This is a genomic window from Shewanella sp. SP2S2-6 (genome assembly GCF_031931965.1).
Lineage (GTDB): Bacteria > Pseudomonadota > Gammaproteobacteria > Enterobacterales > Shewanellaceae > Shewanella > Shewanella baltica.
Window position 1 is genome coordinate 1 of sequence record NZ_JAUOEQ010000023.1, and the last position, 25,370, is coordinate 25,370.

Annotated in this window: 26 protein-coding genes and 1 rRNA gene; 13 read left to right on the forward strand and 14 right to left on the reverse strand. The window is 47.3% G+C overall.

The genetic code is table 11. The features are described from left to right. Nucleotides 1–110, reverse strand: a 16S ribosomal RNA gene (locus Q4Q57_RS15050); the annotation flags it as partial. Nucleotides 111–697: 587 nt separating this feature from the next. On the opposite strand from Q4Q57_RS15050, the gene Q4Q57_RS15055 reads away from it, so the two are divergent. Beyond that, nucleotides 698–1,246 (forward strand): gamma carbonic anhydrase family protein, encoded by a 549-nt coding sequence (locus Q4Q57_RS15055; RefSeq protein WP_006083786.1) that lies wholly within the window; start codon nt 698–700, stop codon nt 1,244–1,246. 119 nt (nt 1,247–1,365) lie between these two features. Here the strand turns inward: Q4Q57_RS15055 and Q4Q57_RS15060 are convergent, their stop codons facing one another. Beyond that, nucleotides 1,366–1,641 carry a DUF1488 domain-containing protein gene (locus Q4Q57_RS15060; protein ID WP_006083787.1) on the reverse strand — a complete coding sequence of 92 codons (276 nt, stop codon included), beginning with the start codon at nt 1,639–1,641 and terminating at the stop codon, nt 1,366–1,368. 5 nt (nt 1,642–1,646) lie between these two features. After that, nucleotides 1,647–2,495 (reverse strand): shikimate dehydrogenase, encoded by an 849-nt coding sequence (gene aroE, locus Q4Q57_RS15065; protein WP_311891293.1) that lies wholly within the window; start codon nt 2,493–2,495, stop codon nt 1,647–1,649. Between the two features lie 153 nt (nt 2,496–2,648). Between aroE and Q4Q57_RS15070 the strand changes: the two genes are divergently transcribed. Further along, nucleotides 2,649–3,086, forward strand: coding sequence for a group II truncated hemoglobin (locus Q4Q57_RS15070; RefSeq protein WP_311891267.1), 438 nt, complete (start codon nt 2,649–2,651; stop codon nt 3,084–3,086). A 34-nt stretch (nt 3,087–3,120) separates the two neighbouring features. Here the strand turns inward: Q4Q57_RS15070 and hemF are convergent, their stop codons facing one another. The 6 genes from hemF to Q4Q57_RS15100 all read right to left on the reverse strand — a co-directional run bounded on the left by hemF (nt 3,121) and on the right by Q4Q57_RS15100 (nt 8,137). After that, nucleotides 3,121–4,029, reverse strand: a complete 909-nt coding sequence (gene hemF / locus Q4Q57_RS15075) for an oxygen-dependent coproporphyrinogen oxidase (RefSeq protein ID WP_311891268.1) — start codon at nt 4,027–4,029, stop codon at nt 3,121–3,123. Between the two features lie 25 nt (nt 4,030–4,054). Then, nucleotides 4,055–4,621 (reverse strand): L-threonylcarbamoyladenylate synthase, encoded by a 567-nt coding sequence (locus Q4Q57_RS15080; protein ID WP_011845357.1) that lies wholly within the window; start codon nt 4,619–4,621, stop codon nt 4,055–4,057. A 126-nt stretch (nt 4,622–4,747) separates the two neighbouring features. Further along, nucleotides 4,748–5,311: a type I DNA topoisomerase gene (locus tag Q4Q57_RS15085; RefSeq protein WP_259528478.1), complete on the reverse strand. Its 564-nt coding sequence runs from the start codon at nt 5,309–5,311 to the stop codon at nt 4,748–4,750. Between the two features lie 119 nt (nt 5,312–5,430). Next, the gene (locus tag Q4Q57_RS15090) at nt 5,431–5,904 is read right to left on the reverse strand and encodes a DUF494 family protein (protein WP_006083793.1); all 474 of its coding nucleotides are present in this window, start codon (nt 5,902–5,904) and stop codon (nt 5,431–5,433) included. Between the two features lie 2 nt (nt 5,905–5,906). Further along, nucleotides 5,907–6,923, reverse strand: a complete 1,017-nt coding sequence (dprA, locus tag Q4Q57_RS15095) for a DNA-processing protein DprA (RefSeq protein ID WP_259214425.1) — start codon at nt 6,921–6,923, stop codon at nt 5,907–5,909. Nucleotides 6,924–7,006: 83 nt separating this feature from the next. Then, nucleotides 7,007–8,137: a LysM peptidoglycan-binding domain-containing protein gene (locus tag Q4Q57_RS15100; RefSeq protein WP_006084796.1), complete on the reverse strand. Its 1,131-nt coding sequence runs from the start codon at nt 8,135–8,137 to the stop codon at nt 7,007–7,009. 125 nt (nt 8,138–8,262) lie between these two features. Between Q4Q57_RS15100 and def the strand changes: the two genes are divergently transcribed. Genes def through Q4Q57_RS15125 form a run of 5 tightly spaced genes read left to right on the forward strand, consistent with a single transcriptional unit; the run spans nt 8,263 to nt 13,916 of the window. Beyond that, complete coding sequence (gene def, locus Q4Q57_RS15105; protein ID WP_259214423.1) at nt 8,263–8,775, forward strand: peptide deformylase; 513 nt, start codon at nt 8,263–8,265, stop codon at nt 8,773–8,775. Between the two features lie 8 nt (nt 8,776–8,783). Further along, a complete protein-coding gene (gene fmt, locus Q4Q57_RS15110) occupies nt 8,784–9,740 on the forward strand; it encodes a methionyl-tRNA formyltransferase (RefSeq protein ID WP_107403103.1) in 957 nt (318 codons plus the stop codon). Between the two features lies 1 nt (nt 9,741). Further along, nucleotides 9,742–11,028, forward strand: a complete 1,287-nt coding sequence (rsmB, locus tag Q4Q57_RS15115) for a 16S rRNA (cytosine(967)-C(5))-methyltransferase RsmB (protein WP_311891269.1) — start codon at nt 9,742–9,744, stop codon at nt 11,026–11,028. A gap of 15 nt (nt 11,029–11,043) precedes the next feature. Continuing rightward, nucleotides 11,044–12,453 carry a Trk system potassium transporter TrkA gene (gene trkA, locus Q4Q57_RS15120; RefSeq protein ID WP_006083799.1) on the forward strand — a complete coding sequence of 470 codons (1,410 nt, stop codon included), beginning with the start codon at nt 11,044–11,046 and terminating at the stop codon, nt 12,451–12,453. Between the two features lie 20 nt (nt 12,454–12,473). Then, a complete protein-coding gene (locus tag Q4Q57_RS15125; protein WP_006084792.1) occupies nt 12,474–13,916 on the forward strand; it encodes a TrkH family potassium uptake protein in 1,443 nt (480 codons plus the stop codon). A 70-nt stretch (nt 13,917–13,986) separates the two neighbouring features. On the opposite strand, the gene hemG (Q4Q57_RS15130) is transcribed toward Q4Q57_RS15125, so the two are convergent. Further along, entirely contained in the window at nt 13,987–14,538 is a 552-nt protein-coding gene (hemG, locus tag Q4Q57_RS15130) for a menaquinone-dependent protoporphyrinogen IX dehydrogenase (RefSeq protein ID WP_071939880.1), read from the reverse strand. 200 nt (nt 14,539–14,738) lie between these two features. Between hemG (Q4Q57_RS15130) and Q4Q57_RS15135 the strand changes: the two genes are divergently transcribed. Beyond that, nucleotides 14,739–15,047, forward strand: coding sequence for an ArsR/SmtB family transcription factor (locus Q4Q57_RS15135; RefSeq protein ID WP_006083802.1), 309 nt, complete (start codon nt 14,739–14,741; stop codon nt 15,045–15,047). Between the two features lie 63 nt (nt 15,048–15,110). On the opposite strand, the gene hemG (Q4Q57_RS15140) is transcribed toward Q4Q57_RS15135, so the two are convergent. The 4 genes from hemG (Q4Q57_RS15140) to pepQ form a co-directional block, all read right to left on the reverse strand. Then, a complete protein-coding gene (gene hemG / locus Q4Q57_RS15140; RefSeq protein WP_063883869.1) occupies nt 15,111–15,635 on the reverse strand; it encodes a menaquinone-dependent protoporphyrinogen IX dehydrogenase in 525 nt (174 codons plus the stop codon). A gap of 2 nt (nt 15,636–15,637) precedes the next feature. Continuing rightward, nucleotides 15,638–17,095 (reverse strand): TrkH family potassium uptake protein, encoded by a 1,458-nt coding sequence (locus Q4Q57_RS15145; protein WP_006083804.1) that lies wholly within the window; start codon nt 17,093–17,095, stop codon nt 15,638–15,640. Between the two features lie 77 nt (nt 17,096–17,172). After that, nucleotides 17,173–17,787: a YigZ family protein gene (locus Q4Q57_RS15150; RefSeq protein WP_311891270.1), complete on the reverse strand. Its 615-nt coding sequence runs from the start codon at nt 17,785–17,787 to the stop codon at nt 17,173–17,175. A 27-nt stretch (nt 17,788–17,814) separates the two neighbouring features. Next, nucleotides 17,815–19,137 (reverse strand): Xaa-Pro dipeptidase, encoded by a 1,323-nt coding sequence (gene pepQ / locus Q4Q57_RS15155; protein WP_006083806.1) that lies wholly within the window; start codon nt 19,135–19,137, stop codon nt 17,815–17,817. Between the two features lie 490 nt (nt 19,138–19,627). On the opposite strand from pepQ, the gene fadB reads away from it, so the two are divergent. From fadB to Q4Q57_RS15180, 5 genes are all read left to right on the forward strand, one after another. Further along, nucleotides 19,628–21,778, forward strand: a complete 2,151-nt coding sequence (fadB, locus tag Q4Q57_RS15160) for a fatty acid oxidation complex subunit alpha FadB (RefSeq protein ID WP_311891271.1) — start codon at nt 19,628–19,630, stop codon at nt 21,776–21,778. Nucleotides 21,779–21,800: 22 nt separating this feature from the next. Continuing rightward, nucleotides 21,801–22,964: an acetyl-CoA C-acyltransferase FadA gene (gene fadA / locus Q4Q57_RS15165; protein ID WP_311891272.1), complete on the forward strand. Its 1,164-nt coding sequence runs from the start codon at nt 21,801–21,803 to the stop codon at nt 22,962–22,964. Between the two features lie 242 nt (nt 22,965–23,206). Then, the gene (locus Q4Q57_RS15170; RefSeq protein WP_311891273.1) at nt 23,207–24,370 is read left to right on the forward strand and encodes a diguanylate cyclase domain-containing protein; all 1,164 of its coding nucleotides are present in this window, start codon (nt 23,207–23,209) and stop codon (nt 24,368–24,370) included. A 171-nt stretch (nt 24,371–24,541) separates the two neighbouring features. Further along, the gene (tusA, locus tag Q4Q57_RS15175; RefSeq protein ID WP_006083810.1) at nt 24,542–24,787 is read left to right on the forward strand and encodes a sulfurtransferase TusA; all 246 of its coding nucleotides are present in this window, start codon (nt 24,542–24,544) and stop codon (nt 24,785–24,787) included. A gap of 47 nt (nt 24,788–24,834) precedes the next feature. Further along, the gene (locus Q4Q57_RS15180; RefSeq protein WP_311891274.1) at nt 24,835–25,281 is read left to right on the forward strand and encodes an MOSC domain-containing protein; all 447 of its coding nucleotides are present in this window, start codon (nt 24,835–24,837) and stop codon (nt 25,279–25,281) included. The last annotated feature ends 89 nt before the right edge of the window (nt 25,282–25,370 follow it).

Sequence of the window (25,370 nt, forward strand, 5' to 3'; positions counted from 1 at the left end):
GTCCGCCGCTCGCCACCTCAGAAGTAAACTCCCTTGTGCTGCCGCTCGACTTGCATGTGTTAGGCCTGCCGCCAGCGTTCAATCTGAGCCATGATCAAACTCTTCAATTAAAGTTTTGTTGCTTCCGTCTTGCGACTTCAGCGGCTCAATGAATTCTGATTTTTTGTTTCTCGCACTCCTTATAAAAGAAGGGCTGAAACAAACTGTACATATTGCTATGAACACTCATTGTTACATTGATTTAAATTTTTGACTGCCAACCCGAAGGTTAAGCAGTTTCGATTAACTCAACACCTGTGAGTGTCCACACAGATTTCTTGTTTTATCTTGTTAAAGAGCAACTCAATATCCGTAAGAGGACTTGAGTACCACACTGAGCGCCGAACGCTTCCAGTTGGCTAGGGCTGCGTATTCTACGCATTTCCCGTTTCACGTCAAGGAGTATTTTTAACTTCTTGCTGCGGTTGAATTAAGTGCCATTCTCAACAGAGAGTAAGCCATTCAATTCAACCTAACTCGTCAGCTTGCTTTCGCTGTCTGCCGTGTCAGTGGATGCGCATTATAGGGAGATTGAGAAAGTGCGCAACCCCTATTTTTAAGATAATTGTCATTTTCTCACTGTTCGTTGGATATTTGACCTGACCAGCTAGTTTTTAACCTTTATAATGCAAAAAACCACTCAATTAGGGACTTTTCTATGTCAGGGCCACTCAGAACTTACCAAGGTATTCATCCTCAATTAGGCAATAATGTGTATGTAGATGAAGCTTCGGTGCTTGTTGGCGATATTGCGTTAGATACTGATGCCAGTATTTGGCCTATGGTGGCGGCGCGTGGTGATGTTAACCATATTCGTATTGGTAAGCGCTCGAACGTGCAAGACGGTAGCATATTGCATGTGACGCGCAAGTCAGCTGCTCGTCCCGATGGTCATCCACTGATTATTGGTGATGATGTGACTATCGGTCACAAGGCAATGCTTCACGGTTGCAAAGTCGGTAACCGAGTATTAGTGGGTATGGGCGCGATTATTCTTGACGGTGCGATTTTAGAAGATGATGTGATCTTAGGTGCGGGCTCTTTAGTGCCACCGGGCAAGGTATTACAGAGCGGCTATTTATATGTAGGCAGCCCAGCTAAGCAGGCTCGTCCATTAACGCCTGCCGAAATGGCCTTTTTGCCAGAATCTGCCGACAACTATGTCAGACTGAAAAACGAGTACTTAGTTGAGTTACAAAACATCTAGTCGGTTAGCGTTAGTCGCTTAGTATCGCTATATAAGAAAGGCGGCAGAGACTCATTCAGTCTCTGCCGCCTTTTGCTATTTATTGATTCAAAATCTATCCACTGAAACTCGCTATCAAACTAGCCTAGGCGTACTGCCCCAAACTCATCAAACTCTTCAGCTTCGATTAAGTCTTCTGCCATTTCTTCGGCGTCAAATCTCACCGCATCAAATAATGCCAGCATAGCAGCCGCTTCATCGGTGCTCGGCTGTTCAGAGAAATCATTCAGCTCACGTAATTTAGCAGCACTGATATAGCACTTGATGTTCATCCCCTGCGATTGCGCCATAAAACAGATTTGCCCTTGGGCATCGTCCCAATATTGCAGATCGGGGAAAAGAATACTTTGATTCATGCTTCCTACTTAGGCTCTGCCATTAGTTTGTCCCGCAAAAGCGTCAACACCACTTGGGTGTCGGGCTCAATACCTCGCCATAAGGTAAAACTCTTAGCCGCTTGTCCGACTAACATACCTAGCCCATCAATGACTTTCGCCGCACCTTGGGAGAGTGCCCATTGGTTAAACGCGGTGACCGAGGCGCCATACATCATGTCATAACAAACGGTTTGGGTGGTGATGATATGTGCTGGCAAAGGTGGCAACTCGCCCGCAAGGCTAGCCGAGGTTGAATTAATAATGATATCGAACTCGCCCGCAAGCTCACTCATTTCTACGGCGGTGACTTTACTCGCGTAAGCGCCGTTATCCACAGAAGTAAAGATATCGACCAAATGCTGCGCCTTTGCGTGAGTGCGATTGCTGATGGTCAGCTGCGCAATTCGCGCATTTAATAACGGCAGAATACAACCGCGCGCCGCGCCACCAGCGCCAATGATTAACACGCGCTGATCTTGCAAGCTACCTAAGTTAGCGATGAGATCGGCCACCAGCCCTAAGCCGTCGGTGTTATCACCGCGAATAGTGCCATCGGCCAATAAACTTAAGGTGTTGACTGCGCCAGCGAGTTTGGCTTCTGGGCTAATACTGTCACACAGCGCAAAAGCTTGCTCCTTAAAAGGCACTGTCACATTTGCGCCCTTGCCGCCCGCATTGAAAAACGCCGTCAATGAGGCTTCAAAACCATCGACCGGAGCAAGAATGGCCTCATAGGTTAATGACTCTTGGGTGGGCGCGGCAAATTGTCCATGGATGAACGGCGATTTACTGTGGCTAATTGGATTGCCAAACACTGCGTATCTGTCTGTCATAGCGATATGAAATTTTAGGTTCAATGGCTTTGCAGTCTACCGCGCTTTTGAGCCCACGCAAGACGAATTATGCTCAACTAAATTTCACGCTAGGTTTCACGCTATAATGCGCCATCGGCTCAATACACTCTACTTTAGTGAACGACTATTCCAATGAACTGGCTTAAAAAGATTTTTAGTAAACACACTCCGCCGCAGGATGATCGCGATCCGAGTCAATCTAACGCCTATGACTTAATCGGCGGCGAAAAGGTGATCCGCGCTATCACTAAATGTTTTTATCAGAAGATGGCAAGCTCAACAGAAACGACAACACTGCTTGCCATTCATAGGGCGCCCATTGCGGAGTCTGAGCAGAAGCTATTCGAATTTTTAAGTGGTTGGCTCGGCGGGCCGCAGCTTTATCAGCAAAAATATGGTCATCCGGCATTGCGAGCACGACACATGCATTTCGCCGTCGATGAGGCGATGCGCGATCAATGGCTGTTTTGTATGAAATTTGCGATTGAAGAACACATTAAAAAGCCAGAGCATCGAGCCGCCATCTTTGAGGCGATTTCAACTCTGGCCGATCATATGCGTAATCAATAAAGTGGATATGGCATCCACTTTTTATGATTAACGGCTAAACCCAATCGCGTGGTTTGAGGTAGTTATCGTACAAATCTGCCTCTGGGCTTCCCGCCTCTGGCGTATAAGCATATTGCCAACGCACTAATGGCGGCATCGACATTAAGATAGACTCGGTACGTCCACCTGTCTGCAGACCAAATAAAGTGCCTCTGTCGTAGACTAAGTTGAACTCAACATAACGACCACGGCGATAGAGTTGGAACTGACGCTCACGCTCACCGAACTCAGTATCCTTACGACGCTCAACAATCGGCGCATAGGCGGTTAAGAAGCCATTGCCCACGGCTTGCATAAAGCTAAAGCTTTGATCAAATCCTGCTTGATTCAAGTCATCGAAAAACAGTCCGCCCACACCGCGGGTTTCATTACGATGCGGCAGGAAGAAATACTCATCGCACCATTTCTTATACTTGGGATAAACCTCATCCCCGAAAGGCGCGCAAATATCCTTAGACGTCTGGTGCCACTCGCGCACATCTTCCTCGAAAGGATAATAAGGCGTTAGATCAAAGCCACCGCCAAACCACCACGCGGGATCGGCACCCTCTTTTTGAGCAATAAAGAAACGCACATTGGCATGAGTCGTTGGGATATAAGGATTATTAGGATGAATCACTAAAGAAACGCCCATAGCTTCAAAACTACGGCCCGCTAACTCAGGGCGATGCGCCGTAGCCGACGCAGGCATAGCTGCGCCAGTCACATGGGAAAAGTTAACCCCAGCTTGCTCGAACACTGCACCTTGGGTTAATACTCGGCTCGTACCACCACCGCCTTCGGCGCGAGTCCATGAATCGGCAGCAAACCTTGCTTGGCCATCCAGAGCCTGTAAACCGGCACAAATTCGGTTTTGTAAATCGAGTAAAAACGCTTTTACCACTGCAGCATCAGGCACACTCATCTTGTTATCCTTATTATTGGTTTGCTCATTGTCCATTTCGTAAAATTTTGCCGCTTCGTGCATCGATAATGGTCGAGGGCTGACGTTGTTCGCCGAGTTCGCCTAATACCAGTGCATCGATTTTACCGGTAAAATCAGCGAGGATTTCAGCGGCAGTTAATGCGGGATCTTCACCTGCAAGGTTAGCACTGGTCGACACTAAAGGTTTATTAAGCGCGCGGCACAGGGCTTGTACCCCAGCATGGGCCGACACTCGCACTGCGATAGAGTCAAATTCGCCACAGAGGTATTTTGAAACATGCGCTTTGATTGGCATGACAAAGGTAAAAGGCCCTGGCCACTTGGAAAATGCAAATTCGAGCTGCTCAGCCGTTAATTGCGATTCATCAACATAAGCTAAAAGCTGCTGAAAATCACTGGCGACTAAGATCAGTCCTTTCTGCCATGGGCGCTGTTTTACCGCCAATAACTTTTGGATAGCAGTGTCGTTATCTGGGTCGCAACCAAGGCCATAAACCGCCTCGGTTGGATAAGCGATAACGCCACCTTGAAGAATGATGTCTTTTATATCGGATGGGTGTAGCTGCAACATTATCAAATCACCTTATGCGTCTTGTCAGTTTTTGTCATTACCCGAATCTTCGCCGCCCCATCTAACGGTCGGTTGGGGATTATACTCAAGCCGCACTAAGGCAACAAATATTATGCAATGGCCTCGCTACAAGGGGCGCTTGTACTTGCAGGTTTTTTGCGGACATTCTAAACGCATCCCCGCCGCACCTTTACGCTCGACTAAGATCCCAAAACCACAGCTCGGGCAAGCTTCAGCAACCGGAGGATAATTCACAATAAACTTGCACTTAGGGTAAGCGCTACAGGCATAAAAACTCTTTCCGAAGCGGCTCGTTCTGTGCTCCAGTTTACCCGTTTTACATTCTGGGCAAGAGATATCAGGCTTGTCGCTCGCTTGATCCTGTTTTTCAATATGCGTGCAGCTAGGGTATTGAGTGCAACCGATAAAGATCCCAAATCGACCAGACTTTACCGCCAGTTCGTGGCCGCATTCAGGACATACAGAACCTTCAATCACTTGAGTTTCAATGGATTCGTGCTGCACTAAGGGACGAGTGTAATTACAGCTAGGGTAATTATTACAGCCAATAAAACCGCCGTGCTTACTGTGTTTGACCGATAACTCGCTGCCACATTCAGGGCAAAGTTCGTATTCTTTTTCCAGTGCGTGTTCGTGGGCACTAAATAATTGTTCATCAATCTTAGACATAATCATTCACCACCTGTCGTAGCGCATTAGGATATCAAGCGCAGTGCCATCAAGGAATTTATGGCATCAAAAAAGGAGGTCTTAGCCTCCTTTCTCTCATAATTCATCTTTCACAACGATTAAGAATGTAGTCGGCCTTCTGGCTGTTCGAAGATTAAATCTTCCATTTGCTCATAAGCGGACTCATGACCAGGAGCGTTAAACAACACCATTAAGATAACCCATTTGAGATCTTCTAAAATCAGGGTTGGCTCATCCAACTCCATGACTCTATCGATCACCATTTCACGGGTTTCGACATTCAGCACTTTAACTTGCTCTAAAAACAGCAAGAAACCGCGGGATTCCACATCCAGCTTGTCCATTTCGTCCTTTGTATAGATACGAAACGAATGCTGATCGTGATTACAAAGATAAGGTTTATCCCCTTCTTGTAATTCTGCTAAGCGCTCTAACCAAGTTAACGCTTTTAAAATCTCGGATTGATGAAATCCGGCACGAGTGAGTTCCTTGGTTAACTCGTCTTCATCAACTAGTAGTTCAACTTCACTGTGAACATAGTTTTCAAATAGATACATGAGGATATCAAACATGGCTAGCTCCTCTTTACTCTGACGTAACCACCGGGTACTGCAATCACCCAACCTTGCAACTCAAGTTCAAGCATTTGTTCTAACACCAGATCTATCGTTTTCCCACTATGTTCAACTACTGCATCAATGGATGTAGTTTCATAACCTACACTAGCTAACAGAGACGAAAATGGCAAATTACAAATCTCACCTTGCTGTATATGGTGGCATAACTTCAATTCTTCAAGGTGGTAAGCGGTTAAACTTGCCAACTCCTCCACTATATCGGCGGCTGTTTCCACAAGTTTTGCCCCATCACGTAATAAATCATGACAGCCTTGATGGTAACCGCCCAAGATTGAGCCCGGAACGGCAAATACCTCACGCCCTTGCTCCATCGCCAACCTAGCTGTGATTAAAGAACCGCTTTTACGACAGGCTTCAACCACAAGAGTCCCTAAAGAAAGACCGCTAATAATCCGATTTCGTTTCGGGAAATTCCCCGCAAAGGGACCGACATCTGGCCAAAACTCGCTAAGTATACAGCCTTGCTGCTGAATATCATGATAAAGCTGCCGATGTTTTCGTGGATAAACAGTCTCAATACCAGTCCCGAGCACAGCAACAGTTCGCCCTTGATGTTCAACACAGGCTTTATGGGCAGCGCCGTCAATCCCCATCGCCATACCGCTGCAGATACCAAATCCCATTGAGGACATCTCCGCAGCCAGCTGATAAGCGACCTGCAATCCGCCAGGTGAAGCATTACGACTGCCGACAATTGCAAGATAAGGAAGGGCTAACGCCTCCAAACAACCTTTAACGAACAGGACCGCGGGCGGATCTGAGAGTTGTTTTAATAACGGCGGATAAAGCGGATCGGAGAAACAAACAAGATAATTGTCAGCGGCTTGCTGCTGCCATTCGAGGGCGACATCGACTTTTTGATAATCAATAGCAAGACTATGGAGCAGATGGTCAGATAAAGGTAGCGCTTCTCTCTCGTGCTCTAACCTTTGCCTGAGGTCGTCCACTTCCATGTGCGTTAATAATTGTTGGATCCGAGCGGGTCCCAGCCCAGATACAGCGCAAACAACTAACCAATCGACCAAATGTTCAGATATTACTGACCTCTTAAGGCTAAAGACTCAGGGGCAATTAACTTATCGTCGACACGCACAGGCCGCTCGGTGGAGACAATCAAACCTAAGCTCGCTTTGTCGAATACTTTGAACACCAACAGTTTGCCATGATAGATATCTGGCATTTGAATAGCGCGATCCGATGAGACAGATGCCATTAAGTTATCGTAGGCGGTGCGCTCAGTGGCAGGCACTGGCATACCATCATTGTTGATGACGATGACTTCACCATCACGGTAAATAGAAAACACGACTCCGGGCTCAACCCCATCTTGGGTGCCTTTATCTAAGTACACCACATCTAACTTACCCGCTTCACGCATCTTTGATTCGATTGCAAGCACGACGGCTGGCGTCTTTAACTCTGCCGGTTTTGGCGTAAAGTAAGCTGACATCAAGGAATCACTTTCCATCGGCATGACTCTGAAACCCGCTTTGGTTTCACGAAAGCTGGTTAACAACTTAATTTTTGAAACCTTACCAGACTCAACCACTTGCCCAGTAGAGGCTAAAATGGCCTCTTGTCCTATCGCTTCGCCTGACGCTTTATTGAAAAACTCGCGACCACGTTCGTAAACACCGTACTTTTGATTCATCGGCAGTTCAGCATCGATATAAATCACATCACCCACAATATGGTGACGCGATGGGCTTTCACCTGCCAATACCATAGGTTGCTCGGCAAGCCAGTCGGTTGCGACAACGCGATTCTGCACTAAATACTGTTCAATCAAAGCCAAGTCGACGGCAGGAATGGCATTGCTCTTGGCAATAATCCGTCCTTCAGGACTCTTCTTCACATGGGGTTTAGCACTGTCGACCATGTCGCCGTTGCGCACAAGCCGAGGCTGACCATCGACAAACACGAGCGTGAGTTGATCGCCAGGATAAATAAGATGGGGATTGGCAATCTGTGGGTTTACATCCCAAAGACGTGGCCATTTCCATGGATCATTTAGAAACGCTGCGGAGATATCCCAAAGAGTATCGCCCTTTTTCACCACATATGACTCAGGATGCCCCGCTTTCAGCGTAAGGGTATCGGCGGCAACAAACGTGCAATTGAATGTCATTAACGCGAGTAAAATTAACCGTTTCATGGGTATTTCCATGTTGTTTGGCTCTTAGTTTGAGCTTTTACTGTTATTGATAGGCACTAAAGATTAAAATTAACCCATTAGCATCAGTCAGTATAACTAACTGGCAGAGATTTGACAGACTTGTTAAGAGTTTATGTATGGCACAATTAAAAGTATTACAATTTCCTGACGAAAGATTGCGGACACGAGCCACACCCATCACAGAGTTTAATGCCGAGCTGCAAACTCAAATTGATGATATGTTCGAAACCATGTACCAAGAAAAAGGTATCGGTCTGGCCGCGACCCAAGTGGATTACCATAAACAACTTATTGTCATGGACTTACAAGATGAAGTCGAACGACCTAAAGTGTTTATTAATCCCGAAATTATCGCCAGCAGCGGCGACTTCTGCAATGAAGAAGGTTGCCTGTCGGTGCCGGGCATTTATGCCAAAGTCGATCGCGCCGAATTTGTTACGGTAAAAGCCTTAGACAGGCACGGCAACGAATTTATTGTTGAGGCCGATGAGCTTTTTGCTATCTGTATTCAACACGAAATGGATCACCTCAAAGGCAAATTGTTTGTCGATTATCTGTCGCCGCTAAAACGTCAGCGGATCAAACAAAAACTTGAAAAAGCGGCCCGATTGGACGCCAAAGAAGCATAGGATCAGATTTGAAACCACTCAACATCATCTTTGCCGGAACACCGGATTTTGCCGCTCGCCACTTACAAGCACTGTTGAACTCACACCATAATGTGATTGGCGTTTACACTCAGCCCGATAGACCCGCTGGCCGCGGCAAGAAACTGACCGCCAGCCCAGTAAAAGAACTCGCCGTCGCCAACAACATTCCTGTGTATCAACCCGGTTCATTACGTAAAGAACCCGCGCAACAAGAACTAGCTGCGCTGAATGCCGATATCATGGTGGTGGTTGCCTATGGTCTGATCCTGCCAAAAGTCGTATTAGATACACCGCGTTTAGGTTGTATTAACGTTCATGGTTCTATTTTGCCACGCTGGCGTGGTGCCGCACCGATCCAACGCGCACTTTGGGCCGGCGACAAAGAAACCGGCGTGACCGTTATGCAGATGGATGTGGGTTTAGATACTGGCGATATGCTACTGAAAACCACTCTGCCGATTGAAGATAGCGACACCTCAGCCAGCCTTTACGAGAAACTGGCGGAACAAGGTCCTGTTGCCCTATTGCAAGCCCTCGAAGGTCTAGCAAACGGCACCTTAGCCGCAGAAAAACAAGATGAAGCCTTAGCAAACTACGCAGAAAAACTCAGTAAAGAAGAAGCCAGACTCGATTGGAATAAATCTGCCAAACAACTCTGGCAAGAAGTCCGAGCCTTTAATCCTTGGCCAGTGAGTTACTTTGAGCACCAAGGCAATACTATTAAAGTGTGGCAGACCCAAGTTAGCGAAACCACCAGCACAGCCGCTCCCGGCACTATTATCAGCGCCAGCAAAAAAGGCATAGAAGTCGCCACCGCCGACGGCGTATTAACCCTGCTGAGTATGCAGCTGCCGGGGAAAAAGCCGCTCAATGTTGCCGATATTCTCAATGCTCGAGGTGAATGGTTTAGCCCGAATACTCGCCTCGCAAACGAGGCTCAATAGTATGAACTTGCGCGCGCTGGCTGCGAAAGCCATCTTCGAAGTATTAGAAAAAGGCATGTCACTCTCAGTGGCATTGCCCGATCAACAAAAGCACCTTGCCAGCGGCAAAGATAAAGCCCTACTCGCCGAACTCTGCTACGGCGTGATGCGCACTCTGCCGCAAATAGAGAAACGCATCAGTGAATGCCTAGCAAAACCACTCAAAGGTAAGCAAAGGATTATCCACCAGCTGCTTATCATAGGTTGCTATCAACTTTACTTCACTCGCATTCCAAGCCACGCCGCGATTTCAGAAACCGCCGAAGCCTGTCGCCAATTAAAATTTGAAGGCATGGTCAAGGTCGTTAACGGTGTACTGCGCAACATTCAGCGTCAGCTTTCGCCGCTAAGCACTGAATCAGATACCTTAAGCTACAACACGCCCGCTTGGTTAATTAAGCGCTTGAAAGATGCCTATCCCGAGCAGTGGCAAGACATTATTCAACAAAGCCATGAACGCCCGCCTATGTGGCTGCGTAATAATCGCTTATCCCAGAGTCGTACCGAATACATCGCTGCCTTAGCCGAACTCGAGATTGAAGCGAGCGAAGGCAGCAGTGCCGATGCCATCCTTTTAGCGCATCCAAAAGATGTCGCCACACTGCCACGCTTCCATGAAGGCGCAGCCTCAGTGCAAGATGGCGCGGCGCAATGGGCGGCGACATTACTGGCGCCACATGCGAATGAGTTAATCCTCGATGCCTGCGCGGCGCCCGGTGGCAAAAGCTGTCATCTACTCGAACTTGAACCAAGCATTAAACTGGTTGCCGTCGACTTTGATGCCAAACGCCTCGAGCGCGTGCAACAGAACCTTGACCGCTTGTCATTAAAAGCGGAGCTTATCCATGGCGATGCGGCCAATATTGACTCATGGTGGCAAGGTGGACAATTTGATCGTATCTTACTGGACGCGCCATGCTCGGCCACGGGAGTGATCCGCCGCCATCCCGATATTAAATGGTTACGTAAAAACCATGACATCGAAGAACTGGCTGAACTACAACAGCAAATTCTCGATCATTGCTGGAAGTGGCTCAAACCCGGTGGCACGCTTCTTTATGCTACTTGCTCGATTTTACCGCAGGAAAACCGCGACCAGATCAGTGCGTTTTTAGAGAGAACGGCAGATGCTAAGCTAGACACACTCTCCCAGCAAAATTCGCCACAGGATATAGGTTGGCAAATCACGCCAGGACAAGACAATATGGATGGGTTCTATTACGCCCGTTTATTAAAAGCGACCGATTAGGAAGTAAGCAAGGCCATGAAAATTATCATATTAGGTGCGGGTCAAGTCGGGGGAACCTTGGCCGAGAATTTGGTAGGTGAGAATAATGACATCACCATAGTCGATCATGACAAATCCAGACTACGCGCCCTGCAAGATAAATATGACCTTCGCGTTGTGGCGGGCCATGCAGCCCACCCTGATGTGCTCAGAGAAGCGGGCGCAGAAGATGCCGACATGCTGATCGCGGTAACCAATAGCGATGAATGCAACATGGCCGCCTGCCAGATTGCTTACACCCTTTTCGGCACGCCAACAAAAATTGCCCGTATTCGCTCAGAACCTTATCTGGCGATGCGCGATAAACTCTTTATCGACAGTGAAACCAAAAATAGCGACGGTCGCCCCCGCGGCGGCTTCGTGATCGATGAATTAATCGCCCCTGAACAGTTAGTGACCGCTTACATTCAGCGACTTGTTGAATATCCCGGCGCGCTACAAGTACTCGAATTTGCCGAAGGACGGCTAAGCCTAGTGGCCGTTCGCGCCTATTATGGCGGTCCACTGGTGGGTAATGCGTTAGCGGCACTGCGCGAACACATGCCGAATATTGATACCCGGGTTGCGGCGATTTTCCGCCAAGGCCGCCCTATCATGCCTCGCGGTACCACGATTATCGAAGCCGATGATGAAGTCTTCTTCGTCGCCGACAGTCGCCACATTCGCGCTGTTATGAGCGAAATGCAAAAGCTCGATAACTCCTACCGCAATATTATGATCGCCGGTGGCGGTAACATAGGCTTAGGTTTAGCCAAACGCCTTGAGCGCACCCACTCAGTTAAACTGATTGAGCATAAGTATGAGCGAGCTGAAGCCTTATCGGAGCAGCTGGAAAATACTACCGTGTTCTGCGGTGACGCTTCGGATCAAGAATTACTGCTCGAAGAACACATAGATCAAACCGACGTATTTATTGCGGTGACCAATGACGATGAAGCCAATATTATGTCGGCATTGCTGGCAAAACGTATGGGCGCGAAAAAGGTCATGGTGCTGATCCAGCGCGAAGCCTATGTGGATATCGTCCAAGAAGCTAATATCGACATTGCTATCTCACCCCAGCAAGCCACCATTTCGGCACTGTTAACCCATATCCGTCAGGGTGATATCTGTAACGTTTACTCCCTACGTCGCGGCGCCGCCGAGGCAATTGAAGCGATTGCCCACGGGGATGCCAGCACGTCTAAAGTGGTTGGCAAAGCCATTGGCGATATTAAGTTGCCACCGGGAACCACCATTGGTGCTATTGTCCGCAACGACGAAGTATTAATGGCTCACGACAAAACCGTGATAGAGCAAGGGGATCACGTGATCTTATTCCTAGTGAATAAAAAGTTTGTCGGCGAAGTCGAGAAGCTTTTCCAACCAAGTGCTTTCTTCTTCTAAGAACCTAAGTAAGCCAACTTATGCTGAACTTTAGACCACTATTGTTTATTTTAGGGCTGTTTTTGTCCATGCTGACAGCCTTCATGTTGATCCCACTGCTCCTCGCCGTGTTCAATGCCGAGGAAACCGTGGGCTCTTTCATGCTGTCGGCGTTAGTGACAGGCATTAGTGCCAGCTTGTGTTTACACAATGGCCAGAGCAAGACTATTAACCTCAATATCCGCGATATGTTCCTGTTAACCAGCTTGACGTGGTTGATCGTGAGCCTGTTTGCGGCCATGCCCTTTACCCTGTATCACGGGATTGGCTATACCGACGCCTTCTTTGAGACTATGTCCGGCATCACGACCACAGGTTCTACTGTGCTCTCGGGGTTGGATACCATGGATCACAGTATCTTAATCTGGCGCTCTTTATTGCAGTGGCTTGGCGGAATTGGTTTTATCGTGATGGCGGTGGCCATTCTGCCCTTCTTGAACGTCGGTGGTATGCGGCTGTTCCGCACTGAATCTTCAGATTGGAGCGATAAAGCCGTACCACGTACCCAGAGCATGGCTAAGTACTTATTCTTTATTTATATTTTGCTGACTGTTGCCTGCTGCGTTGCCTATCATCTGGCGGGAATGACTTGGTTTCAAGCCATCAACCATGCCATGACCACCCTATCGACCGGCGGCTACTCAACATCTGATAGCTCAATGGCCGCGTTTTCGCACTCGGCTCACTGGGTTGGCGTGTTCTTTATGGCGGCGGGAGGCTTACCGCTGCTTATGTTTGTGCACACCATACAGCAAAGGGATCTGCGGATTTGGAACGATGCTCAGGTCAAAGGCTTCTTGTTTTTCCTGACTTTCGTGTCTTGTTCTATTGGCTTTTGGCTGTGGCAAACCCGCGACATTGAACTCCTCGATGCGCTGCGTTTATCCAGCTTTAACGTGGTTTCTGTGGTGACCACTACAGGTTATGGCTTAACGGATTACGGTGCTTGGGGCGCCTTTGCCAACATCGCCTTTATGTTCTTAATGTTTGTCGGTAGCTGCTCTGGCTCAACTTCAGGCGGGATTAAAATCTTCCGGTTTCAAATCGCTGGCGCCATTATGCGCGAGCAATTGAAACAACAATGTCATCCAAACGGAATCTTTAGGGAACGCTACAACAATCGCATCATCAGTGAAGATATCGTGCGCTCGCTGATCACTTTCGTGCTGTTGTTTGTAATGGTGATTGTAGGCTTGTCGGTGATTTTAGTGCTCACGGGGCTCGACCCTATGACCAGTTTTACTGGCGCTATCACGGCAGTCACGAACGTAGGTCCAGGTTTAGGCCCAATTATTGGCCCTGCGGGTAACTTCTCAACCCTACCCGACGTGGCGAAATGGGCGTTGTCACTCGGCATGTTACTCGGTCGTTTAGAAATTCTGACCGTAGCAGTGTTATTCCACCCGAGTTTCTGGAAGTATTAATTCTGTAGAGCTTGGATATAAAAAAGGCGCTTAACTTGTTAAGCGCCTTTTTTATTAAGCCTGACTCGTCCTAAATAGCGGTAACGTCAGCTAATTCCAACAGATGATCGGCATAGATCTTCACATCTGCCCAGTCGGTGTAATCGATAACCGACTTAGGATCGGTTGGGCCTTTGGTCATCTTCATAATCAACTGGATCATCCACCTGTCGTACCAAGGCCATGAAGGATAATCCACTTTCCCCGCAATAATTTTAAGATCGGCTGGCGTCCACGGCGATAAGGCGATGAACTTTTGCAGATATTTATTATTCTCAGGAATACGTTTTTCTGGATTTCTCGCCACCACGTTGACGCAGAAGAAACTGTTTGGCAATGCACCCAAAGCCTCTGCATGTTGCTCGATAAACTTGAACACACTCTTATCATAGGTGCCATAGAGTACGCAGGCACCTAAGGCGACGACCTCGTAATCGGGCCAATTGATACAAGTCGCGGCAGCACTATTGATATCGACAAGGTCGACCTTAGCGCCACGAAAGGTTAATTGGTCGGCAATTGCATTGGCAATCTTGCCTGTGTGGCCACCACGGGTAAAATAAAGTACGAGAACGCGTGTCATAGGAAATTACCGATCCACTGAGTTAATGTCACCATTGTGGCAAGATTACGTTAAATAAACCTCTGATAGGATCACAAATCAGCCGTATCTCATATTCTGAGATGCAAAAATTGAGATCTGCATGGCTGAGCAGTATGATTGCGTAAACACAGGTGTTCAATTAGAATTATCTAATCAAAAGCGATGAAGTGAGTGACCTTATGCAAAATGACATAGATGTAGCTGCAATGGTAACTAATGCGGAAAGTGCGGCTAAATGGCTTAAGGCCATAGCGAACCCTTATCGCCTAATGATTTTATGCCTATTACTAGACAAAGAGTTGAGCGTAACTGAACTCAATGCCACAGTGCCATTAAGCCAGTCGGCACTATCCCAGCATTTAGCCGTATTACGCGCTGAAGATCTGGTGGATACCCGTAAGAGCTCGCAAATTGTTTACTACAAGCTCAAGAACGAACAAGTCACCCAAGTGATTTCGATTCTGCATAGCCGCTACTGCGCAGTATAACACGGTAAAGCTAGCTTAAATTTAAGCCCTAATCGCTTGCAAGTGATTAGGGCTTAATGGTTTTTAGTGCTGGCTAAAGCGGTTACCGAAGGCGTCGACTTTTTCCCAATCGGTAAACTCAAAGGTGCCTGTGATATCGGTTGGCCCTTTAGTCATCCACATGATGAAACGTATCATAGTACGATCGAAGAAACCGTATTTAGGATAATCAATCTTGCCCGCAAACACTTCAAGCAACTGTGGCTGCCATAGTGATAATTGCAGGAACTTTTGCATATAAGGATTGGTTTCAGGCGTATTCTTTAAGGGTTTGCGCGCCACGACATTAACGGTAAAAAAGCCATTAATCTTAGTATCGAGCACCGCATGGTGGCGGTTCACAAACTGGTAAAGTTCAGGTCTATGTTTACCATAACGAATACTGGCGCCGATCAGCACTTTATCAAAATCAGCTAAGCTCAACGCTTCAGCCTGCGCTAATGTGACCAGCGAAACCTGTTCTCCCGCCTGCTCTGCAATCGTCTTCATTTTTTGGCAAATTGCCAATGTTTGGCCATCAATCGTCGAATAGATTATTAACGTCTGCATGATTAATTCTTCCAAAAAGTTGGCGTAAACAAAATCAGTAAGGTAAATACTTCGAGGCGACCAAACAGCATAGCCGCGACCAATACCCATTTGGCGCCATCGCCAATACTGGCGTAGTTACTGGCTACCGCACCTAAGCCTGGGCCTAGGTTGTTTAAGCAAGCTGCGGTGGCACTAAAGGCGGTAATATCATCTAATCCCATCGCCATGAGTGCAAGCATACAGATCACAAACACCAGCGCATAGGCAGAGAAGAATCCCCACACGGCATCGACAACGCGATCGGGCAAGGCTTTAGAACCGATACGGATAGAGAACATCGCCTTAGGATGAACCAGTCGCTTTAATTCACGCGAGCCCTGTAACAGCAGCAAAATGACCCGAATCACCTTAATCCCGCCCGCCGTTGAGCCACCACAGCCACCGATAAAGCTCGAAAATATCAATAAGATCGGTAAAAACAACGGCCACATATGGAAGCTTTCAGTACCAAACCCTGCGGTAGTGGCCACGGAAACCGCCTGAAATAAGGCATGATCTAAGGTTTCTTCCGGCGAATCATAAATGCCCGAATGATAAAGCGTGAGGAAACAAATCGCGGTAAGAATGAGTTGAATCGCCACCAGCATCTTAAATTCGGCATCTTTAAAATAGACTCTAACGTTAATCCCTCGCCGCGAAAATGCCGCAAAATGCACGCTAAAGTTAACTGCAGAAACGATTAAAAAGAACACACAAATAAGGTTAATCACTGAACTATCGAAATACCCCATGCTAGCATCGTGGGTCGAAAAACCGCCAATAGCGATAGTTGAAAATGAATGGCAAACCGCATCGAACACACTCATGCCCGCCAGCCAATAAGCGGTCGCACAGGAAATAGTTAACAATAAATAGATATACCACAGTGCCTTAGCGGTTTCGGCGATCCGCGGGGTCATCTTACTGTCTTTCACTGGGCCCGGAATTTCAGCGCGATAGAGCTGCATTCCCCCGACGCCAAGCACAGGTAAAATCGCCACGGCGAGCACAATAATCCCCATACCGCCGAGCCATTGCAGCATATGACGATAAAACAGAATGGCTTTAGGTAAGAAGTCGAGCCCGACAATCACTGTGGCTCCGGTGGTGGTTAACGCAGAGAAAGATTCGAAGAAACTATCGGTCCAGCTAAGGTCGGGTTGACTCGAGAAGATAAACGGCAAAGCACCGATAGAACCCAGTACGGTCCAGAACAGGACCACAATCAAGAAACCCTCTCGGGTACGCAATTCTTCTTTACAGTGGCGATTGGGATACCAGAGCCAGAAACCAATAAATAGGCTGACAAAAAATGCCTGCATAAACGCCGTACCGCCGCCATCGTTATACCAAACTGCGATCAGTGCTGGTGGCAGCATAGTGATTGAAAATAAACCAATCAGCAGGCCTATGATTCGTATTATGGTTTTATATTGCATTAAGCGAGTTCAATCATTCCATTGGCTGCAAAGGTATTTTCAGCATTTGGGCTATTTTGGCATAATTTACGCAGGCATCACAGCTCAAACTCAGGCCTCAAACTTCCCTGACTGAGCGTCGCCAGCGACTCACACAGTAATGCCTGTTGCTGCCTGCCTATCTCGAACACAATATCGACCGCTTCGGCAAATTGCTTATCGATTATCACGGCATCGACTTGCTGTAATAGATGCTCAACATCGCGCAGCTGCGCATAATCACAATGCAACTTGGCGGGATAACGTAACTGTTTTAGTCGCGTCGGTAATTGAACCAAACCTTGCCGCAAGCCCGACGTATAAGCCCGAACCAGTCCACCTACGCCTAGCTTAGTTCCGCCATAATAACGCACCACAACAGCACCCACTTCGCCGATATTCGCCCCTTGCAACACAGCTAACATAGGGCGACCAGCACTGCCGGCAGGTTCGCCGTCATCACTCGAACCAATCAAGACGCTATCATCCGGTGCGCCAGCCACAAAAGCAGAGCAATAATGGCTTGCGCCGGGATAGTCACGCTTTATGTCAGTGAGTACTAACTTAAATTTATCAAAGCTATCGCAATGAAACAGAAAAGAGATAAAGCGGCTATGCTTTATCTCTTCTTCAATCACGATATCTGCACAGGGAACGCTATAACTTTCGAGCACACATCCGCCCTAATCTTTACCCTATGATCAATCGGTCAAGCCGAGTTCACGGGTCATGTTCTCGTTTCTATCTTGATGCACTATGACGTTATCTTCGATGCGAATACCGCCAAAAGGTCTTAACTCATCAACCGTTTGCCAGTTGATCTGTTGGCCACGACTATCTTGTTTAAGCTCATTGAGCAGAGTATCGATAATGTATAACCCAGGTTCCATGGTCAGCACTTGGTTTGGCGCTAAAATGCGGGTGCAACGTAGGAATGGATGGGCCTCTGGCGCCGCGATATGAGTACCGCGTTCATCGTGGGAAAAGCCGCCAACATCATGCACTTGTAGGCCTAACATGTGACCTAAGCCATGGGGGAAGAAAGCACTGGTTATGCCTTGATCGACCAAACCTTGGACATCACCTGTGGCTAAATCAAAATCCAATAGCATTTGCGCGACTTTAGCATGGGTGGCCAAGTGTAAATCGGGATAACGCACACCCGGACGCATCATGTCGATAAGCTCTAGCTGCGCCTTGTTCATCGCAGTGATCAATTCATCGAAACGATTCTTCTCAAATGCGTAGGTTCTGGTGATATCAGAGGCATAGCCAAAGTAACTCGCGCCCGCATCGATAAGAAATGACAAACGTTTCGCAGGGCTTTGGTGTTCAAGTGCGGTGTAATGCAAAATCGCCGCATTTTGGTTAAGGGCGATGATATTGCCATAGGGCACCTCATTCTCGCTCTGGCCAACTGCAGATAAATAGTGCTGCTGGATTTCGAACTCGCTCGCACCATTATAAAAGGCATTTTTAGCCGCCAAATGTCCCTGCACCGCAATTTGATTCGCGCGGCGCATACATTCCAGCTCATATTCGGTTTTAGTGGTTCTATGGTAATGCAGATAACTCATCACAGCATCGGGATTACGACTGGTAAAACCCAACACTTCGGCCACATCTAAATGCTCACCTAAATAGGCCCAATTAGCGATATCTGTCGGTAAAAACTCAGCGACCTTATCAGCCTTGGTCAGCAGCTTAATATCGAAATACTCAGTCCAAAACATATCAGGCACATCAGACACTTTGTGCCAAAAATCCACAGGACGATAAAAAATCAGTTGCGGCTTATCACGGCCGTTGACCACTAACCAACAATTCGGATTATCCAACACAGGCAACCATGCCTTGAAGTGCGGGTTTGCCTTAAAGGGATAATTGATATCATCCAAAAACATCCGATGCGGCTGACCCGAATGGATCACTAAACCAGACAAGGCTTCTCGAGACAAAATCTCTGCGACTCGACGGTTTAACTCGGCAATATGGGCACGATAGTGATGAGCCAACTGATCCATTTGTCATCTCCTGCAATGAATAAAAGTTAACAATATGAGCCGAATTTGCTCACATATTCTTAATCTGATCATGAACAACAGATTCAATCAAAACACTAAACTGTCACTCAATCTAAAATACATGGCCACTGAACAAACAACATTAAAGCGATAACATCATGATTATCTTTAAGAGTTATGTTCAACCCTAGCATGGCTGCAGCGTTTAAACGTCTAAGGTAAACAGCCACAAAGACCTATTTATCCGCAAAGTGATTTAACGCATTCTAGGTGTTCTACACTCTGTGCAGTGTATCACAAAGGTGAAAAATCACTCTAGCCGACAAGAAATTAAACAGTCGTTTAAATTGGGTGTTGTAATTTATCGAATTTCGAAGCACACTGGCACACAACTGGTCAAATGATGGCCGAAGCTGCTGTGAGATAGAGAGTCGTACTAGCACCAACACATAATGGTGGGTATCACTTTTAAGCCAAAAGGAAGCAAGCAATGATCTACCAAAGTCCTACAATTCAGGTTGAGTTACTCGAGGATAATATTGCCAAGCTGTGCTTTAACGCACCCGGTTCGGTGAACAAATTCGACAGAGAAACCCTCGCCTCGCTCGATGCGGCATTAGACAGCATCAAGCAAGATTCCAATATCAAAGCGTTAGTGCTGACCTCAAGTAAAGATACCTTTATTGTGGGCGCCGACATTACCGAATTTTTAGGCCTGTTCGCACAAGATGACGCCGTATTGCTCTCTTGGGTTGAACAAGCCAACGCAGTCTTCAACAAACTCGAAGACTTGCCTTTCCCAACCGCATCAGCAATCAAAGGCTTTGCCTTAGGTGGCGGCTGTGAAACCATTCTGGCAACCGATTTCCGTATCGCAGACACCACAGCCAAAATCGGTTTACCTGAAACTAAACTCGGCATCATCCCAGGTTTTGGCGGCACAGTTCGTCTGCCACGTGTGATTGGTGCAGATAATGCACTTGAGTGGATCACCACAGGTAAAGACCAACGCGCTGAAGATGCACTGAAAGTCGGCGCTGTTGATGCCGTGGTTGCACCACAAGCGTTAGAAGCTGCTGCGATTCAAATGCTGAAAGATGCTGTTGCTGAAAAGCTGGATTGGCAAGCACGTCGTAACCGTAAACTGTCTGCACTAACACTGCCAAAACTTGAAGCTATGATGTCATTCACCACAGCCAAAGGCATGGTGTTTGCGGTTGCGGGTAAACACTACCCTGCACCAATGGCTGCTGTAAGCGTGATTGAGCAAGCATCGACTAAAGGTCGTGCTGAAGCATTACAAATCGAACATCAAGCCTTTATCAAGCTAGCGAAAACCGACGTTGCTAAAGCGCTTATCGGTATTTTCCTTAATGATCAATTCGTTAAAGGTAAAGCGAAGAAAGCCGGCAAGTTAGCGAAAGAAGTCAACAACGCGGCCGTATTAGGCGCAGGTATTATGGGCGGCGGCATCGCTTACCAAAGCGCCAGCAAAGGCACACCGATTGTCATGAAAGACATTGCCCAGCCAGCATTAGATTTGGGTCTCAATGAAGCCGCTAAACTGCTGTCTGCCCAAGTCGCCCGTGGCCGTTCAACGCCAGAAAAAATGGCCAAAGTGCTCAACAACATCACACCTTCATTAGATTATGCTGCGCTCAAACACAGTGATGTCGTCGTTGAAGCCGTTGTTGAACATCCAAAAATTAAAGCACAGGTTTTAGCCGAAGTTGAAGGCTATGTAAGTGAAGATGCAATTATCGCCTCAAACACCTCAACGATTTCAATCAACTTGCTCGCTAAGAGCATGAAGAAACCAGAGCGTTTCTGCGGTATGCATTTCTTCAACCCAGTGCACAAAATGCCGTTGGTCGAAGTTATCCGTGGCGAGCACAGCTCTGAAGAAACCATCGCCTCTGTTGTGGCTTATGCCAGCAAAATGGGTAAGACCCCAATCGTTGTTAATGATTGCCCAGGCTTCTTCGTTAACCGCGTACTCTTCCCTTACTTTGCAGGCTTTAACGGCTTACTTGCCGAAGGTGGCGACTTTGCTGCAATCGACAAAGTGATGGAAAAACAGTTCGGTTGGCCAATGGGTCCAGCTTACCTGCTCGACGTAGTCGGTTTAGACACAGGTCATCACGCCCAAGCTGTAATGGCTGAAGGTTTCCCTGATCGCATGGGTAAATCAGGTACTGACGCGATTGATGTGATGTTTGAGAACAAACGTCTTGGCCAGAAAAATGGTAAAGGTTTCTATGTCTATTCAGTCGATAGCCGTGGCAAGCCGAAAAAAGATGTCGATCCAACGAGCTACGGCCTATTGAAAGATGCCTTTGGCGAGTTAAAAGCCTTTGAAGCCGATGACATTATTGCCCGTACTATGATCCCTATGATCATCGAAACCGTGCGCTGTTTAGAAGAAGGTATTGTCGCATCGCCTGCCGAAGCGGATATGGGCCTAGTTTATGGCTTAGGATTCCCGCCATTCAGAGGCGGCGTGTTCCGTTACTTGGATACCATGGGTGTCGCGAACTTTGTCGCCTTAGCAGACAAGTACGCTCACTTGGGCGGTCTGTATCAAGTGACCGATGCGATGCGAGCACTCGCAGCCAATAACGGTAGCTACTACCAAGCCTAATTAGCGGGAAAGGAATTTAATCATGAAACAAGCTGTTATCGTAGACTGTATCCGTACTCCGATGGGCCGCTCAAAGGCTGGCGTATTTCGTAATGTACGTGCAGAAACTTTGTCTGCCGAACTAATGAAAGGTCTGTTGCTGCGTAACCCGCAACTCGACCCAAACCTGATTGAAGACGTGATTTGGGGTTGTGTGCAACAAACCCTAGAGCAAGGCTTCAACATCGCCCGTAACGCTTCGCTATTAGCGGGCATTCCAAAGACCGCTGGCGCTGTGACGGTTAACCGCCTATGTGGTTCATCAATGGATGCTATCCATCAAGCTGCACGTGCGATTATGACAGGCATGGGCGACACCTTTATTATTGGTGGCGTAGAACACATGGGCCACGTGCCAATGAGCCATGGTGTCGACTTCCACCCAGGTTTGGCTAACAACGTGGCCAAAGCCTCTGGCATGATGGGTTTAACCGCTGAAATGCTTGGCAAATTGCACGGTATTAGCCGTGAACAGCAAGATGCGTTTGCTGTACGTTCACACCAACGTGCCTATGCAGCAACAGTTGAAGGCCGCTTTGCCAAAGAAATTTATGGCATTGAAGGTCACGATGCTAACGGCGCGCTAATCAAGGTCCTGCAAGACGAAGTGATCCGCCCAGAAACCACCATGGAATCTTTGGCTGCACTGCGCCCCGTATTTGATCCAGTCAACGGTACAGTGACTGCGGGTACGTCTTCAGCCCTGTCTGACGGCGCTTCGGCCATGTTAATCATGGAAGAATCTAAAGCGCGCGCACTTGGCTTGCCAATTCGAGCACGCATTCGCTCCATGGCGGTTGCAGGTTGTGACGCGGCGATTATGGGTTACGGTCCTGTGCCAGCCACGCAAAAAGCACTGGCTCGCGCCGGTATTACCGTTGCCGATTTAGATGTGATTGAACTTAACGAAGCATTCGCTGCTCAGTCTTTACCTTGCGTGAAAGACTTAGGTTTAGCGGATGTGGTTGATGACAAAATCAACCTCAACGGCGGCGCGATTGCACTCGGTCACCCACTGGGTTGTTCAGGCGCACGTATCTCTACGACACTGATCAACCTGATGGAAGACAAAGACGCAACCTTAGGTTTAGCGACCATGTGTATTGGTTTAGGCCAAGGTATCGCAACCGTGTTCGAACGCGTTTAATTCATTACTCGAATAATGGTCAAAGCCGGAACTCGTTCCGGCTTTTTTATGCCAAATATTCTGCCAGCGTAAATATTAATATTTCTCATTTCTTCTGCTGTTCATTTGAAAATCAGTCCGTTATCAACTTAACTACAAGGGCATCACTGGCTATTGTGTCAACCACAGACAAGTAATCATCAGCCAAATCTAGGCAGTGTAGTGCAAGGATGCAATTTGTTGTTTTACCAGAGGAATGCCTGATGCTACAAACGGAACAGACCCTTTTCGAACAAATGCGGATCACTGAGCTGGAGATCGAGTCTCGTAAGGCGCTCTTCTCTTTTACTGCGGCGGACGTAAAGGCCCTGCAATCCTTTAAGCCCATCATTGAAGAAAACATAGATAAAATCGTCGATGACTTTTATGGCTTACAAACCAGCGTTTCAGAAATTGCGCTGCTGATCGGAGACTCAGACACCCTTGCCCGCTTACGTACTGCACAGAGAAGGTATGTGCTCGATTTATTTAATGGTGTTTATGATCTTGAGTACGTAAACAATCGCCTGCGGATTGGGTTAGTCCATAAACGCATTGGTGTTGAACCTAAGCTTTACCTGTCTGCGGTACACACACTAAAAGAGCTTATCTACGCCGTGATCAACAGTTCAGTGCAAGATACACATCAAGGCGAATGTATCCGTGTCGCGATTGATAAACTGGTGCTGTTTGATGTCACGTTAGTATTCGATACTTATATTCGCAGCTTAGTATCCGAAATTGAGAACGCTAAGGATAAAGCCGAAAAATATGCCCAAAGCATGGAAAGCAAAGTCAAAGAGCGGACACAGCAGTTAGAAGAACTGTCGCAAACCGATCCCTTAACAGGCCTGCTCAACGTTAGGCATTTACAAGAAACGGCAACGCGCATACTCAGGGCCGCCCAAAGGCGTGCCGAACCCGTCAGCGTGATCTACTTAGACGTAGATGATTTTAAGTCATTCAACGACACTCAAGGCCATAGATCTGGGGATGAAGTACTGCGCGCTGTAGCAAAAGCGATTAAAGAAACCACTCGGGCCGAGGACCATTGCTTTCGATATGGTGGAGATGAGTTCTGTATCATTATGCCTAACTGCCGTGAAGAACAAGCTCGGGATAATTTCATCACTCGATTCAATCAAAAAATAAAACTCAGTTTAAACAATATTTCCTTAAGCTTTGGCATTATTGATACTGGACCCTATGAGTACGAAGAAGCCAATAGCTTAATTCATAAAGCCGATCAGCGAATGTATAGCTACAAACGTGCATCCAAACAGCAGCAACAAACTATGGCGGCAGCAAATGATTTAGCACCTGAGAATAGTACCGCAGATGTCCATTCAATCTCTCAATCTCAAAGCGTTGATAAAGCCGTCGAGTAATTTTGAAACCCATTCGTCATCAATGTTCCACGTGGAACATTAAATATCTAACATTCGTATTGATAGAACATCTCAATGAAACCAGATCACAAATTGAAACCGCCAACTTGGTTTATCATGGGGGCTGGAGTAACATTAGCTAATTCTGCTTAACCGTTCAGTAGAGGTAATATGAACGACGCTTTCTCAACCGCACAGCATAGACTCGATGCTCTTGGTTTACGCTGCCCAGAGCCTGTAATGATGGTGCGTAAAACAGTAAGACAAATGGCTGCCGGCGAGACGTTGCTGATCATTGCTGATGACCCTGCAACGACGCGCGATATTCCGAGCTTTTGTGAGTTTATGGATCACACCTTAATTGCCAGTGAAACCACGCAAACGCCATATCAATATTTGATCAAAAAAGGACTTTAAGTCGTATTGTTAACGACTTAATCATAAAACAACGGATGTGAGAAACTATGCCAAAACTGCTGGCGATTGCCTATAAAACTGTAAAACGCGGCCCAATGAATGAAGTTCTCTGTGCCAATGTCACCCAACTCAGTGGCGTAGAGAAAGATGTGTTTGGTCGCCCAGGCAAACGCCAAGTAACTGTGCTTTCTAAAATTCAGTGGCAACAGGCCTGCCATAGTATCGAGGCAGATTTACCTTGGACGACTCGCAGAGCAAATCTTCTGGTTGATGATCTCGTATTTAGCAGTGCCGATGTTGGTAAACATTTACAGATCGGCGAGTTGCGACTTGAAATAACGGGTGAGACCGACCCCTGTAAAAAAATGGAAATAGCACATGTCGGTTTAGAGGCCGCGCTCACGCCAGATTGGCGAGGTGGTGTAACCTGCCGAGTATTGAATGATGCCATGATCCACTTAGGCGATGAGATCACTCTGGTTATTCCAAGCTAATTTTATTCCCAGCTATTCAGCCACTCTTAGCAAAATATCCATACTCCTCAGTAAATAGAACCAAGTGACTTGGTTCTATTTCTGCTGCG